The sequence below is a fragment of the Enterobacter sp. WI-ESBL-E8 genome, assembly GCF_053364895.1.
In genome coordinates this window covers 106,269-119,406 of the sequence record NZ_JBRWXJ010000001.1, presented here as the reverse complement: position 1 = coordinate 119,406, position 13,138 = coordinate 106,269, and the positions used below count along the sequence as shown (strand labels likewise).

The window sequence follows — 13,138 nt, the reverse complement described above, 5'->3', positions numbered from 1 at the left end:
TTTATTGAGACAGGTAGCGCAATTTCCATTCCGCCAGGGTACGCGGCATTTTAGCCGTATCGTTACCCTGGGTACTGAAGTAGGAAAACGCCAGCTTGCCCTTATCGTCAGGCTCAATCCGTGCCGCCCAAATGTCGTTAGCGGTGTACATAATAATCGCCGTACGCGTATTGGCGGCGCCGCGAACCCACATTGATACGACCGTTGCGCCGATGTTATCAATATCGTCCTGATAGATATAAATATTGGCGGTATCTACAAACTTTTGGTATTCGTCACCCACCAGCGCGCGAAAGCGTTCGTCTACCTTCGCATCCCGGAAGATCTCCAGCGACTGCAGGGTCGCTTTTGGCCGCGGATCCTGGTCAGACTTCACATAGCGGCCATCAATAAACGCGCCGCTGGGCATTAACAGACGGCAACCCCAGTCCGCATTGCTGTATGCCTGGATGGCGCCGCTTATCCGCGGAATAAACAGCACCTTACAATGCTTGCTGTCGACCATATTATCGATCAGCACCATACCGTTTAATTTTCGGGCCTCTGCGGTGAATTCATCTTTATTCAATCCCGCCCAGATACGAATATCAGCAATGATTGACCAGTCCGCACTGTGGCTGAACTGGATCACACCGCCGCTGACGTTGGCGGCACTGGTATTCCACCAGCGCCCCTCCCAGGAGAAGTCAGACGGCACGTCAGCAATCCTGCTGATGCCGGTGTAGTAAGCGCGCTCAATACAGTCGTCCGAGGCACACTCACTGAGCGATTTCTCCCATGCCTCAAACTCCTGATGCACCTGCCCGGCATCACGATAAACCAGCATCGCCCGGTAGACGTTCGTCATGGTGTCATCCAGCCAGTGCAGATTGGCATTATTACAAATTGTATTCTGCAGCGGCGTTGCGGCGCGCTGGCAATTGACGGCAAAAACGCTGGTGCTGGTTAATGCCGCTGTAATAATAAATAACTTAATCAGACACTTAATCATGTAGGATGTTTTTTAATCAAAAAGGGCGCATATTTTGTCTAAAAGGCATTTTCATTGCAATAAAAGGTTATAAATAATTCACATGGTTAATTATTAAAGAATCGTTTTTATTGTAGCCAGCTCTTATTAATTGTTTATTTATTAAATTTATTATCGAGTATATTGTTATAAAAAAATCTTTCGCGCATAAAAGATTACTTTTTATAATCCATCACTGCACCGAAAACGTCGTCAACGCACCTTAAAAGAAAGGCAATTTATTTTAGCAAACAACGAATTATCACACATGGCGCTCAGATAAATTCATTAACTAAATTTATCCAAAATGGCTCGCCTTAGAAAATTTCAATCGTGATCTTGCGCACAAATCGCTAACCTCCTCGCGTTCACACCGGAGGGTATATGCTGCTTCACATTCTTTATCTTATTGGTATCACCGCAGAAGCCATGACCGGCGCACTGGCCGCCGGGCGTCGCCGGATGGACACCTTTGGCGTGATCATTATTGCCACAGCAACCGCGCTGGGCGGCGGTTCCGTGCGCGATATCCTACTGGGCCATTACCCACTCGGCTGGGTTAAACACCCTGAGTATGTGATTATCGTGGCGACGGCTGCCGTATTAACCACCATTGTGGCACCCGTTATGCCCCACCTGCGCCGCCTGTTCCTGGTGCTTGATGCGCTGGGGCTGATCGTCTTTTCGATAATCGGCGCGCAAATCGCGCTCGATATGGGTGAAGGGCCGGTCATCGCCACCATTGCTGCCGTGGTCACGGGGGTGTTCGGTGGTGTGCTGCGGGATATGTTCTGCAAACGCATTCCCCTGGTCTTCCAGAAAGAGCTGTATGCGGGTATCTCTTTTGCTGCAGCGGTGCTCTATATTGCCCTGCAGCATTACGTTTCTAACCAGGATGTGGTGGTCATCTCCACGCTGCTGTTTGGCTTTACTGCCCGCATGCTTGCGCTGCGTCTGAAGCTCGGGCTTCCCGTTTTTCATTACAAACACAGCGCACACTGATTTCAGAACCCGTTGATGTGCTGCTGAGCAAGCCACCTGACCAGCACATCAATTTCTGGCGCGTGTATCCAGTTAACAATTTGCCTGGCCTTCTCTTCTCCCGTTCCCGGCAAGGTCTGCCAGTCCTTTGCGTTACGCCCGCTCATCTCCTGCCACGATATGTCTCCCAACGCCCTCAGTGAAGCCTGCGTCAGCGGAACGCCGAGTGCCATGAGCCAGCGGATAAATGGCTGCTCGCGCACCAGATTAAATCGATGCCAGAGCGCCAGCCCGCGTGCTGAAGAAAACCCCGGTGTAGCCTGCAGTTGAGACTGGGTTAATAACAGCCATGAGAAGAGATGTTCAAAACGATGCGCCTGCCAGAGGGTTCGCCATCCTGACTCGCCTAATCCTTCAATATTGAATACCTGCTTTGAGCTGAGCCACGTCAGCCTGGCAAAGAACTGCTCCATGCACTCCGGCGAAGCATAAAAACAGCTAAGAGCGTGATAACGCGAGGCCGGAGGCTCGGGTTTTTGCCTGTCCATCCCCCGCCAGACCACCCTATCAAACCGGGGAATACCCTGCCCGGCCAGGCTGACCTGTATCTGATCGCCCGGGGCAATATCCAGCCTCTGCCAGCGCCCCACCGAGCCCAGACTCACCCGCTGCACCTGTTTATCATCCAGCTGCATAGGCTCCAGTGCCGCAACAACGGAAATTTTGCCCGTTCGACCCACGGTAAAATGAATATCGCTGACCTCAGCGACCCGTGCTGCAGGGGGATATTTCCACGCGACGACCCAGTTGCCTTCTCCGGGCAACCAATTTTCACCCGAAGGGGCGTCTGCTGACCGGACCACAATGCCATCCGTGGCAAAGGGTAATACGGTGTTTTGCCATGCCGAACGCTGTTTTTCGACGGCATCAACGGTTTCAACCGGCAGGGTATAGCGTGCCGTCAGAGAGAATCCGGCCCTGGAAAGCTCAGATAACCGGTTCTGCATTCCTTTCGGCCCGTCCGGCCAGGCCCAGATAAATATCCCTGTCTGGCTCAGAAGCGTGTTGTCCTTTTGTCGCATCATCGCACCCGCTACTTTTGCGCGCGCATTCATGCCACCCATCTGCCGCTGAATGTGGTTGTCACGCAACCAAAAAAGCTCCCCCTGCAGGACGCTGTTTGCCAGCAAGCCGGACACCTCTTGGGGCACTGAAGGAATTAAACGCGCTTGCGCAGTCCAGTCCTCGCCTTTTAGCCCATTTCCACGGCTAATGGCCTGAGTTAGCTTTCCGTCGCGATACACCAAAGTTACCGCTACGCCGTCGACTTTAGGCTGCATCCAGAGATTGTTCCGGCCGCGCATCCACTGGGCAAGTGCTTCTTTGCTGGCAGCTTTATGAACTCCCGTATGGGCGACAGGGTGTTTTACGTTGCCCGTCAGCGCAGGAAGGGTGTCCTCAGGAAGATCGGTACCAAAGCAGTGCTGCCACTGCGTTAGCCGCCCGTTAAGCTGGTCATAAACCTCGTCATTGACCTCGCTCACGCCCTGCTTCCAGTAAGCCTCATCCCAGCGTTTGATTTGCGCGCTTAACGACGCGATTTCTTTCTCTGCTTTGGCCTGCGACCACACCGGACACACTGCCGCGCCATAGCCACACCACAACAGCATTAACCCGCTAATCCATCGCCACATCGCTACCCCTCCTTTGTGTTGCAGGAGATATACCGCGATGTCTAAAACAACGCTAACGACAACGTTTCACCGTGCGAGGTGCTATCCGGTATTTCTTTTTGTTGCTGTAAACCACAGATAAAACCTGAAAACGGTACGCAAAATTCAATAATCCAGGGGAAAAAGTGTGACAAAGGCTACGTCACACGGCGGTGACGTGTATAATAAGCCCGTATGTAGGACTTCTTCGCTAACACATACAAAAGACTCTCATGGCTCAAGGCACGCTTTATATTGTTTCTGCCCCTAGTGGCGCGGGTAAATCCAGCCTTATTCAGGCACTGTTAAAAACCCAACCGTTGTACGACACACAGGTTTCTGTTTCTCACACCACGCGAGCGCCGCGTCCGGGTGAAGTGCACGGTGAACACTATTTCTTTGTGGATCACGACGAGTTCAGAGCGATGATCGGCAGAGACGCGTTTCTTGAACACGCTGAAGTTTTCGGTAATTACTACGGCACCTCGCGTGAAACCATTGAGCAGGTTCTGGCCACGGGCGTGAATGTGTTCCTGGATATCGACTGGCAGGGCGCACAGCAAATTCGCAAGAAAATGCCTGACTCGCGCAGTATCTTTATTTTACCGCCATCGAAAGATGAGCTGGATCGCCGCCTACGTGGCCGCGGTCAGGACAGTGAAGAAGTCATCGCTAAGCGTATGGAACAGGCTGTTGCAGAAATGAGCCATTACGCGGAATATGATTACCTTATTGTGAATGATGATTTTGATGCCGCGCTGAGCGATCTCAAAACCATTCTTCGCGCAGAACGTCTGCGTATGAGCCGCCAGAAGCAGCGACATGACGCATTAATCACCAAACTGTTGGCAGACTGAACCCACTTTCAGTATCATGCCCAGTCATTTCTTCACCTGTGGAGCATTTTAAGTATGGCACGCGTAACTGTTCAGGACGCTGTAGAGAAAATTGGTAACCGTTTTGACCTGGTGCTGGTCGCCGCGCGTCGCGCTCGTCAGATGCAGGTAGGCGGTAAAGATCCGCTGGTACCGGAAGAAAACGATAAAACCACCGTTATTGCACTTCGCGAAATCGAAGAAGGTCTGATTAACAACCAGATCCTCGACGTGCGTGAGCGCCAGGAGCAGCAAGAGCAGGAAGCCGCAGAACTGCAGGCCGTAACCGCTATTGCTGAAGGTCGTCGTTAATTAAACCTGCGGGTCGCCCTTGTATCTGTTTGAAAGCCTGAATCAACTGATTCAAACCTACCTGCCTGAAGACCAGATTAAGCGTCTTCAGCAGGCGTATCTCGTTGCACGTGACGCTCACGAGGGCCAGACACGTTCAAGCGGTGAACCCTATATCACGCACCCGGTAGCGGTGGCCTGTATTCTGGCCGAGATGAAACTCGACCACGAAACGCTGATGGCCGCTCTGCTGCACGACGTGATTGAAGATACCCCTGCCACTTACCAGGACATGGAACAGCTGTTTGGCAAAAGCGTTGCCGAACTGGTGGAAGGGGTCTCTAAGCTTGATAAGCTGAATTTCCGCGACAAGAAAGAGGCGCAAGCCGAAAACTTCCGCAAGATGATTATGGCGATGGTGCAGGATATCCGCGTCATTCTCATCAAACTCGCTGACCGTACCCACAACATGCGCACGCTGGGCTCACTTCGCCCGGACAAACGTCGCCGCATTGCCCGTGAAACCCTCGAAATCTACAGTCCGCTGGCGCACCGTTTAGGTATTCATCACATTAAAACCGAGCTGGAAGAGCTGGGTTTTGAAGCGCTGTACCCGAACCGCTATCGCGTGATTAAAGAGGTGGTGAAAGCCGCACGCGGTAACCGTAAAGAGATGATACAGAAGATCCTCTCTGAGATTGAAGGGCGCTTGCAGGAAGCGGGGATCCCGTGCCGCGTCAGCGGTCGCGAAAAACACCTGTACTCCATTTACTGTAAAATGGTGCTCAAAGAGCAGCGTTTTCACTCGATCATGGATATCTACGCGTTCCGCGTGATCGTCCACGACTCCGACACGTGCTATCGCGTGCTGGGGCAGATGCACAGCCTGTATAAACCGCGTCCGGGTCGGATGAAAGATTACATCGCCATTCCAAAAGCGAACGGCTATCAATCTTTGCACACCTCGATGATCGGGCCACACGGCGTGCCGGTTGAAGTGCAAATTCGCACCGAAGACATGGACCAGATGGCGGAGATGGGTGTTGCCGCGCATTGGGCCTATAAAGAGCACGGTGGCGAAAGCAGTACGACCGCACAAATCCGCGCCCAGCGCTGGATGCAAAGCCTGCTGGAGCTTCAGCAGAGTGCGGGCAGCTCGTTTGAATTTATCGAGAGCGTGAAATCCGATCTCTTCCCGGATGAGATTTACGTTTTCACCCCAGAAGGCCGTATTGTCGAACTGCCTGCGGGCGCGACGCCGGTCGACTTCGCTTACGCCGTGCATACCGATATCGGGCATGCCTGCGTGGGCGCTCGCGTCGACAGACAGCCTTATCCGCTGTCTCAGCCACTCTCCAGCGGCCAGACGGTGGAAATCATTACCGCGCCGGGCGCACGTCCGAACGCGGCCTGGCTGAACTTTGTCGTGAGCTCTAAAGCACGCGCCAAAATTCGTCAGCTGTTGAAAAACCTCAAGCGTGATGATTCCGTTAGCCTCGGGCGTCGTCTTCTCAACCACGCGTTGGGCGGCAGCCGCAAGCTGGCCGAAATCCCGCAGGAGAACGTCCAGCGTGAGCTGGAGCGCATGAAGCTCGCCTCGCTTGACGATCTGCTGGCTGAAATTGGCCTCGGCAACGCCATGAGCGTGGTGGTGGCGAAGAACCTGCAGCAGGGCGACACGACAGCCGTACCTGCCACGACACAAAGCCACGGACACCTGCCGATTAAGGGCGCGGACGGCGTGCTTATCACGTTCGCAAAATGTTGCCGCCCCATCCCTGGCGACCCGATTATTGCGCACGTCAGCCCGGGCAAAGGGCTGGTTATCCACCATGAATCCTGTCGTAACATCCGCGGCTATCAGAAAGAAGCCGAGAAGTTTATGGCGGTTGAGTGGGATAAAGAGACCGCGCAGGAATTTATCACCGAAATTAAGGTGGATATGTTCAACCACCAGGGTGCTCTGGCGAACCTGACGGCAGCGATCAACACGGCGTCTTCCAATATTCAAAGCCTGAATACGGAAGAAAAAGATGGCCGCGTTTATAGCGCCTTTATTCGTCTGACCGCCCGCGACCGCGTGCATCTGGCGAATATTATGCGCAAGATCCGCGTCATGCCGGACGTGATTAAAGTCACCCGTAACCGAAACTAGTGGTATGAATTCACAACGTTACGCGCGTATATGCGACATGCTCGCCAGGCGTCAGCCTGACCTGACGGTCTGCATGGAGCAGGTCCATAAACCTCATAACGTCTCTGCTATCGTCCGTACCGCAGATGCCGTCGGCGTGCATGAAGTGCACGCCGTCTGGCCGGACGGCCGTATGCGAAATACGGTCTCGGCGGCGGCAGGCAGCAACAGCTGGGTGTCTGTCAAAAATCATCACACCATTGGTGAAGCCGTTTCGCACCTGAAAGGGCGCGGGATGCAGATCCTTGCGACCCACCTTTCCGCTAAAGCCGTAGATTTCCGCGAGATCGACTACACCCGCCCGACCTGTATTCTGATGGGCCAGGAGAAAACCGGGATCACCCAGGAAGCGCTTGATCTGGCGGATCGGGACATCATCATTCCGATGACCGGCATGGTCCAGTCTCTCAACGTCTCCGTGGCCTCCGCGCTCATTCTGTATGAAGCGCAGCGCCAGCGTCAGAACGCCGGGATGTACGAGCGCAGCAACAGCATGCTGCCGGAAGATGAACAGCAGCGCCTGCTGTTTGAAGGTGGTTATCCGGTGCTGGCTCGCGTTGCGAAGCAGAAAAAATTGCCTTACCCCCACGTCAACGCGCAGGGCGAGATCGAAGCCGATGCCGAGTGGTGGGCCACCATGCAGTACGCTGGGTAACCGATGAAAGGCCGCCTGCTGGATGCCATCCCGCTCAATAGCCTGACGGGCGTGGGCGCGGCGCAAAGCAATAAGCTGGCAAAAATTGGCCTGCACACCGTGCAGGATCTCCTGCTCCACCTTCCCCTGCGCTACGAAGACCGCACTCAGCTCTACAAAATTGGCGATCTGCTGCCCGCCATTTATGCCACCGTTGAAGGCGAAGTCCTGAACTGCAACATCACATTCGGCGGACGCCGGATGATGACCTGTCAGATCAGCGACGGCACCGGCATTCTCACCATGCGTTTTTTCAACTTCAGCGCGGCGATGAAAAACAGCCTGGCAACGGGCCGCAGGGTGCTGGCCTATGGCGAAGCCAAACGCGGGAAATACGGCGCAGAGATGATCCACCCGGAGTACCGCGTTCAGGGCGATCTCAGCACGCCGGAGATGCAGGAGACGCTCACCCCGGTCTACCCGACGACCGAAGGCATCAAGCAGGCGACGCTGCGTAAGCTCACCGATCAGGCGCTGGAGCTGCTGGATACCTGCGCCATTACCGAGCTGCTGCCGCCAGAGCTGGCGCAGGGGATGATGAGCCTGCCCGAGGCGCTGCGCACGTTGCACCGCCCGCCGCCAACCCTGCAGCTCAGCGATTTAGAAAGCGGCAAACACCCTGCCCAACAGCGTCTTATCCTTGAGGAATTGCTGGCACATAACCTGAGCATGCTGGCGCTTCGCGCGGGCGCGCAGCGTTTCCATGCCCAGCCCTTAAGCCCGCGCGATGAGCTCAAAGATAAGCTGCTGGCCTCGCTGCCGTTTAAACCCACCGGCGCACAGGCGCGCGTCACCGCCGAGATTGAACGCGATATGGCGCTCGACGTACCGATGATGCGCCTGGTGCAGGGCGACGTGGGATCCGGTAAAACGCTGGTTGCCGCCCTGGCCGCCCTGCGCGCGATCGCCCACGGCAAACAGGTGGCGCTGATGGCGCCGACCGAACTGCTGGCCGAACAGCACGCCAACAACTTCCGCGCCTGGTTTGCACCGCTCGGCATTGAAGTGGGCTGGCTGGCCGGGAAGCAAAAAGGTAAAGCGCGCCTGGCACAGCAGGACGCCATTGCCAGCGGACAGGTGCAGATGATTGTCGGCACCCACGCTATATTTCAGGAGCAGGTGCAGTTTAACGGCCTCGCGCTGGTGATTATCGATGAGCAGCACCGCTTTGGCGTGCACCAGCGTCTGGCGCTGTGGGAAAAGGGATTGCAGCAGGGTTTCCACCCGCATCAGCTGATCATGACCGCCACGCCCATTCCGCGCACCCTGGCGATGACGGCCTACGCCGATCTGGACACCTCCACCATCGACGAACTGCCGCCGGGTCGAACGCCGGTCACAACAGTTGCCATTCCGGACACACGCCGCAGCGATATCATCGACCGCGTGCGCAACGCCTGCACCCATGAAGGGCGTCAGGCCTACTGGGTCTGTACGCTTATTGAAGAGTCTGAGCTGCTGGAGGCGCAGGCTGCCGAAGCCACGTGGGAAGAGCTTAAGCTGGCGCTACCGGAACTGAACGTGGGTCTGGTTCACGGACGCATGAAGCCAGCCGAAAAACAGGCGGTGATGCAGTCGTTTAAACAGGGTGATTTACATCTGCTGATCGCCACCACGGTGATTGAGGTCGGCGTGGACGTGCCAAACTCCAGCCTGATGATCATCGAAAACCCGGAGCGTCTCGGCCTTGCCCAGCTCCACCAGCTGCGCGGGCGCGTTGGCCGCGGCGCGGTGGCGTCCCACTGCGTACTGCTCTACAAAGCCCCGCTTTCCAAAACCGCCCAGATGCGGTTGCAGGTGCTGCGCGACAGCAACGACGGTTTTGTCATTGCGCAAAAAGACCTGGAGATCCGCGGCCCGGGCGAACTTCTGGGCACGCGTCAGACGGGGAACGCGGAATTCAAAGTCGCGGATTTATTGCGCGATCAGGCCATGATCCCCGAGGTTCAGCGCCTCGCCCGCCATATTCACGAACGCTACCCCGAACAGGCGGCAGCGTTAATTGAACGCTGGATGCCGGAAACCGAACGCTACTCCAACGCCTGATTTCAGGCAAACATCGGCAGATTTACTTGTCTTTTTTTGCTGGCAATCGTTTGCTTTTACCAGGTGGTCAGATAAAATGCCCGCTTTTCCACCGTGGGATTGCCGCTAATGTCCGTTAACACCATAGAGTCGCCCGATGCGCAACCGGTTGCGCAGAAGCAAAACAGCGAACTGATTTACCGCCTTGAAGACCGCCCGCCGCTGCCGCAGACGCTTTTCGCCGCCTGCCAGCATCTTCTGGCGATGTTTGTTGCGGTAATCACCCCGGCGCTGCTGATCTGTCAGGCGCTCGGCTTACCGGCGCAGGACACGCAGCACATCATCAGCATGTCTCTTTTCGCCTCCGGCGTGGCCTCGATAATTCAAATTAAAGCGTGGGGTCCGGTGGGGTCGGGATTGTTGTCGATTCAGGGCACCAGCTTTAACTTCGTGGCGCCGCTGATCATGGGCGGTACGGCCCTGAAAACAGGCGGTGCGGATGTCCCGACCATGATGGCGGCACTGTTTGGCACCCTGATGCTGGCAAGCTGCACGGAGATGGTGATTTCCCGCGTTCTGCACCTGGCGCGTCGCGTCATTACCCCGCTGGTTTCCGGCGTGGTCGTGATGATTATCGGCCTGTCGCTGATTCAGGTGGGCCTCACCTCCATCGGCGGCGGCTATGCCGCGATGAGCGACCACACCTTTGGCGCGCCGAAAAACCTGCTGCTGGCGGGCGTGGTGCTGGCCATCATTATTCTGCTTAACCGTCAGCGTAACCCCTACCTGCGCGTCGCCTCGCTGGTGATTGCCATGGCGGCAGGCTATCTGCTGGCGTGGGCGCTGGGCATGCTGCCGGAGAACACCGCGCCGACCAACAGCGCGCTGATCACCGTTCCAACGCCGCTCTACTACGGCCTGGGCATTGACTGGGGCCTGCTCCTGCCGCTGATGCTGGTGTTTATGATCACCTCTCTGGAGACCATCGGCGATATCACCGCCACCTCGGACGTCTCCGAGCAGCCGGTGTCCGGCCCGCTGTATATGAAGCGTCTGAAAGGCGGCGTGCTGGCGAACGGCCTGAACTCGTTTGTCTCTGCGGTATTCAATACCTTCCCGAACTCCTGCTTCGGCCAGAACAACGGCGTGATCCAGCTGACCGGCGTGGCCAGCCGCTACGTGGGTTTCGTGGTGGCGCTGATGCTGATCGTTCTCGGCCTGTTCCCGGCGGTGAGCGGCTTTGTGCAGCACATTCCTGAGCCGGTGCTGGGTGGCGCAACGCTGGTCATGTTCGGGACTATCGCGGCCTCAGGCGTGCGTATCGTCTCCCGCGAGCCGCTGAACCGCCGCGCAATCATGATTATCGCGCTGTCGCTGGCCGTCGGTCTGGGGGTTTCTCAGCAGCCGCTGATCCTGCAGTTTGCGCCTGATTGGGTGAAAAACCTGCTCTCTTCCGGCATTGCCGCGGGCGGTATTACCGCTATCGTTCTGAACCTCGTTTTCCCGCCAGAGAAAAACTGATTTCTCTCACGGCAGGCAGTCAATGCCTGCCGTGACATCTAATTACACCATTCCCGCCTTGAGGATTGCGCATAAATCGTGCATAACTCCTCTATGTGCGTTTTGCGGGATGGAAGACCATGAAATTTATTGGAAAGCTACTCGTTTACCTTCTTGTCGCCCTGCTCATTGTGGTGCTGGCGCTCTATATTCTGCTCCAGACCCGCTGGGGTGCGGCTCAGGTCAGCAGCTGGGTGACGGTGAATACCGACTACGAGCTCAGTTTCGACAAAATGAACCACCGCTTTTCGTCGCCTTCCCACATCATTCTGGAAAACGTTACCTTCGGTCGGGACGGTAAACCCGCCACGCTGGTTGCCAAAAATGTTGATATTGGCCTGAGCAGCCGTCAGATAACCGATCCGCTGCATATGGACACCATTACGCTGTTCGACGGCACGCTGAATCTCTCCCCGCAAACCGCGCCGCTGCCCTTGCAGGCGGATCGCCTGCAGCTGAACAACATGGCGTTTAACAGCCCCAATACCGAGTGGGAGCTGAGCGCGCAAAAGGTGACGGGCGGCGTCAGCCCGTGGCAGCCGGAAGCGGGCAACGTGCTGGGTAAAAACGCGCAGATCCAGATGAGCGCCGGCTCGCTGACCCTGAACGGCGTACCGGCCACCAACGTGCTGATCGAGGGCCAGCTTAACGGTAAGGAAGTGGTGCTGAACACCATTGGTGCCGATATGGCCCGCGGCTCGCTCACCGGCTCCGCCTTGCGCAACGCCGACGGGAGCTGGATTATCGATACCCTGCGTCTGAATGAGATCCGCCTGCAGAGCGATAAAACGCTGATGGCGTTCTTCGCGCCGCTGACGACGATCCCTTCGCTGCAGATTGGTCGTCTGGACGTGACCGATGCCCGGCTCCAGGGCCCGGACTGGGCGGTAACCGACCTGGATTTGAGCCTGCGCAACCTGACGCTGAGCAAAGGCGACTGGCAGAGCCAGGAGGGTCGCCTGTCCATGAACGCCAGCGAGTTCATCTACGGCTCACTGCATCTGTTCGACCCGATCCTGAACGCGGAATTCTCTCCGCAGGGCATGGCGCTGCGCCAGTTCACCTCCCGCTGGGAAGGCGGCATGGTGCGTACCTCCGGTAACTGGCTGCGCGACGGCAAAGCGCTGGTGCTGGACGATGTCGCCATCGCCGGGCTGGAGTACACCCTGCCCGAAAACTGGAAAACGCTGTGGATGGAGCCTCTGCCGGAATGGCTGAACAGCGTCACGCTGCAAAAATTCGGCCTGAGCCGCAACCTGGTGATCGACATCGATCCTGCCTTCCCGTGGCAGATCACGTCCCTGGACGGCTATGGCGCAAATTTACAGCTGGTGAAAGATCGCCAGTGGGGCGTGTGGGGCGGCAGCGCAACCCTGAACGGCGCGGCGGCAACCTTTAACCGCGTGGACGTGCGACGCCCGTCGCTGGCGCTGAACGCCAACGCCGCCACGGTGAATATTACCGACCTGAGCGCGTTTACCGAGAAAGGAATACTTGAAGCCACTGCAACGGTTTCACAGCTTCCGCAGCGTCAGGCGACCGTGAGCCTGAACGGGCGCGGCGTGCCGCTCAGCGTGCTGCAGCAGTGGGGCTGGCCTGCGCTGCCGATTGCGGGCGATGGCAATATCCAGCTCACCGCCAGCGGCAGCGTGCAGGCCAATGCGCCCCTGAAGCCAACGGTGAACGGCAAGCTAAGTGCGGTGAATATGGATAAACAGCAGGTGCAGCAGACGATGACGGGTGGTGTGGTTTCAACGCCGGTGCAATAAACAAGCCGGGTGGCGCAAGGTAAATGCA

Annotated in this window: 10 protein-coding genes; 8 read left to right on the top strand and 2 right to left on the bottom strand. The window is 56.7% G+C overall.

What is annotated here, in order from left to right; genetic code table 11:
* Position 1: 1 nt before the first annotated feature.
* Complete coding sequence (locus ACWHWP_RS00555) at positions 2-847, bottom strand: hypothetical protein (protein WP_429055378.1); 846 nt, start codon at positions 845-847, stop codon at positions 2-4.
* Between the two features lie 546 nt (positions 848-1,393).
* On the opposite strand from ACWHWP_RS00555, the gene ACWHWP_RS00550 reads away from it, so the two are divergent.
* Entirely contained in the window at positions 1,394-2,011 is a 618-nt protein-coding gene (locus tag ACWHWP_RS00550) for a trimeric intracellular cation channel family protein (RefSeq protein WP_047347516.1), read from the top strand.
* A gap of 2 nt (positions 2,012-2,013) precedes the next feature.
* On the opposite strand, the gene ligB is transcribed toward ACWHWP_RS00550, so the two are convergent.
* On the bottom strand, positions 2,014-3,684 hold the full coding sequence (gene ligB, locus ACWHWP_RS00545; RefSeq protein WP_447854888.1) for an NAD-dependent DNA ligase LigB: 1,671 nt from the start codon (positions 3,682-3,684) through the stop codon (positions 2,014-2,016).
* A gap of 251 nt (positions 3,685-3,935) precedes the next feature.
* Between ligB and gmk the strand changes: the two genes are divergently transcribed.
* The 7 genes from gmk (at position 3,936) to ACWHWP_RS00510 (ending at position 13,110) form a co-directional block, all read left to right on the top strand.
* Positions 3,936-4,559 (top strand): guanylate kinase, encoded by a 624-nt coding sequence (gene gmk / locus ACWHWP_RS00540; protein ID WP_010426438.1) that lies wholly within the window; start codon positions 3,936-3,938, stop codon positions 4,557-4,559.
* A 54-nt stretch (positions 4,560-4,613) separates the two neighbouring features.
* Positions 4,614-4,889, top strand: coding sequence for a DNA-directed RNA polymerase subunit omega (gene rpoZ, locus ACWHWP_RS00535; protein WP_000135058.1), 276 nt, complete (start codon positions 4,614-4,616; stop codon positions 4,887-4,889).
* A 19-nt stretch (positions 4,890-4,908) separates the two neighbouring features.
* Entirely contained in the window at positions 4,909-7,023 is a 2,115-nt protein-coding gene (gene spoT, locus ACWHWP_RS00530; RefSeq protein WP_047347514.1) for a bifunctional GTP diphosphokinase/guanosine-3',5'-bis pyrophosphate 3'-pyrophosphohydrolase, read from the top strand.
* A 4-nt stretch (positions 7,024-7,027) separates the two neighbouring features.
* A complete protein-coding gene (gene trmH / locus ACWHWP_RS00525; protein WP_059310323.1) occupies positions 7,028-7,717 on the top strand; it encodes a tRNA (guanosine(18)-2'-O)-methyltransferase TrmH in 690 nt (229 codons plus the stop codon).
* Between the two features lie 3 nt (positions 7,718-7,720).
* Positions 7,721-9,802: an ATP-dependent DNA helicase RecG gene (recG, locus tag ACWHWP_RS00520; RefSeq protein WP_059310322.1), complete on the top strand. Its 2,082-nt coding sequence runs from the start codon at positions 7,721-7,723 to the stop codon at positions 9,800-9,802.
* A 108-nt stretch (positions 9,803-9,910) separates the two neighbouring features.
* Positions 9,911-11,302, top strand: coding sequence for a xanthine/proton symporter XanP (gene xanP, locus ACWHWP_RS00515; protein ID WP_047347510.1), 1,392 nt, complete (start codon positions 9,911-9,913; stop codon positions 11,300-11,302).
* A 119-nt stretch (positions 11,303-11,421) separates the two neighbouring features.
* The gene (locus ACWHWP_RS00510; RefSeq protein ID WP_447854887.1) at positions 11,422-13,110 is read left to right on the top strand and encodes an AsmA family protein; all 1,689 of its coding nucleotides are present in this window, start codon (positions 11,422-11,424) and stop codon (positions 13,108-13,110) included.
* The last annotated feature ends 28 nt before the right edge of the window (positions 13,111-13,138 follow it).

What these genes read in the sequence shown, in the direction of transcription:
- ACWHWP_RS00550 (WP_047347516.1), top strand. Translation starts at nt 1,394, where the DNA reads ATGCTGCTTCACATTCTTTATCTTATTGGTATCACCGCAGAAGCCATG.
- rpoZ (WP_000135058.1), top strand. Translation starts at nt 4,614, where the DNA reads ATGGCACGCGTAACTGTTCAGGACGCTGTAGAGAAAATTGGTAACCGT.
- gmk (WP_010426438.1), top strand. Translation starts at nt 3,936, where the DNA reads ATGGCTCAAGGCACGCTTTATATTGTTTCTGCCCCTAGTGGCGCGGGT.
- recG (WP_059310322.1), top strand. Translation starts at nt 7,721, where the DNA reads ATGAAAGGCCGCCTGCTGGATGCCATCCCGCTCAATAGCCTGACGGGC.
- ligB (WP_447854888.1), bottom strand. Translation starts at nt 3,684, where the DNA reads ATGTGGCGATGGATTAGCGGGTTAATGCTGTTGTGGTGTGGCTATGGC.
- ACWHWP_RS00510 (WP_447854887.1), top strand. Translation starts at nt 11,422, where the DNA reads ATGAAATTTATTGGAAAGCTACTCGTTTACCTTCTTGTCGCCCTGCTC.
- ACWHWP_RS00555 (WP_429055378.1), bottom strand. Translation starts at nt 847, where the DNA reads ATGACGAACGTCTACCGGGCGATGCTGGTTTATCGTGATGCCGGGCAG.
- trmH (WP_059310323.1), top strand. Translation starts at nt 7,028, where the DNA reads ATGAATTCACAACGTTACGCGCGTATATGCGACATGCTCGCCAGGCGT.
- xanP (WP_047347510.1), top strand. Translation starts at nt 9,911, where the DNA reads ATGTCCGTTAACACCATAGAGTCGCCCGATGCGCAACCGGTTGCGCAG.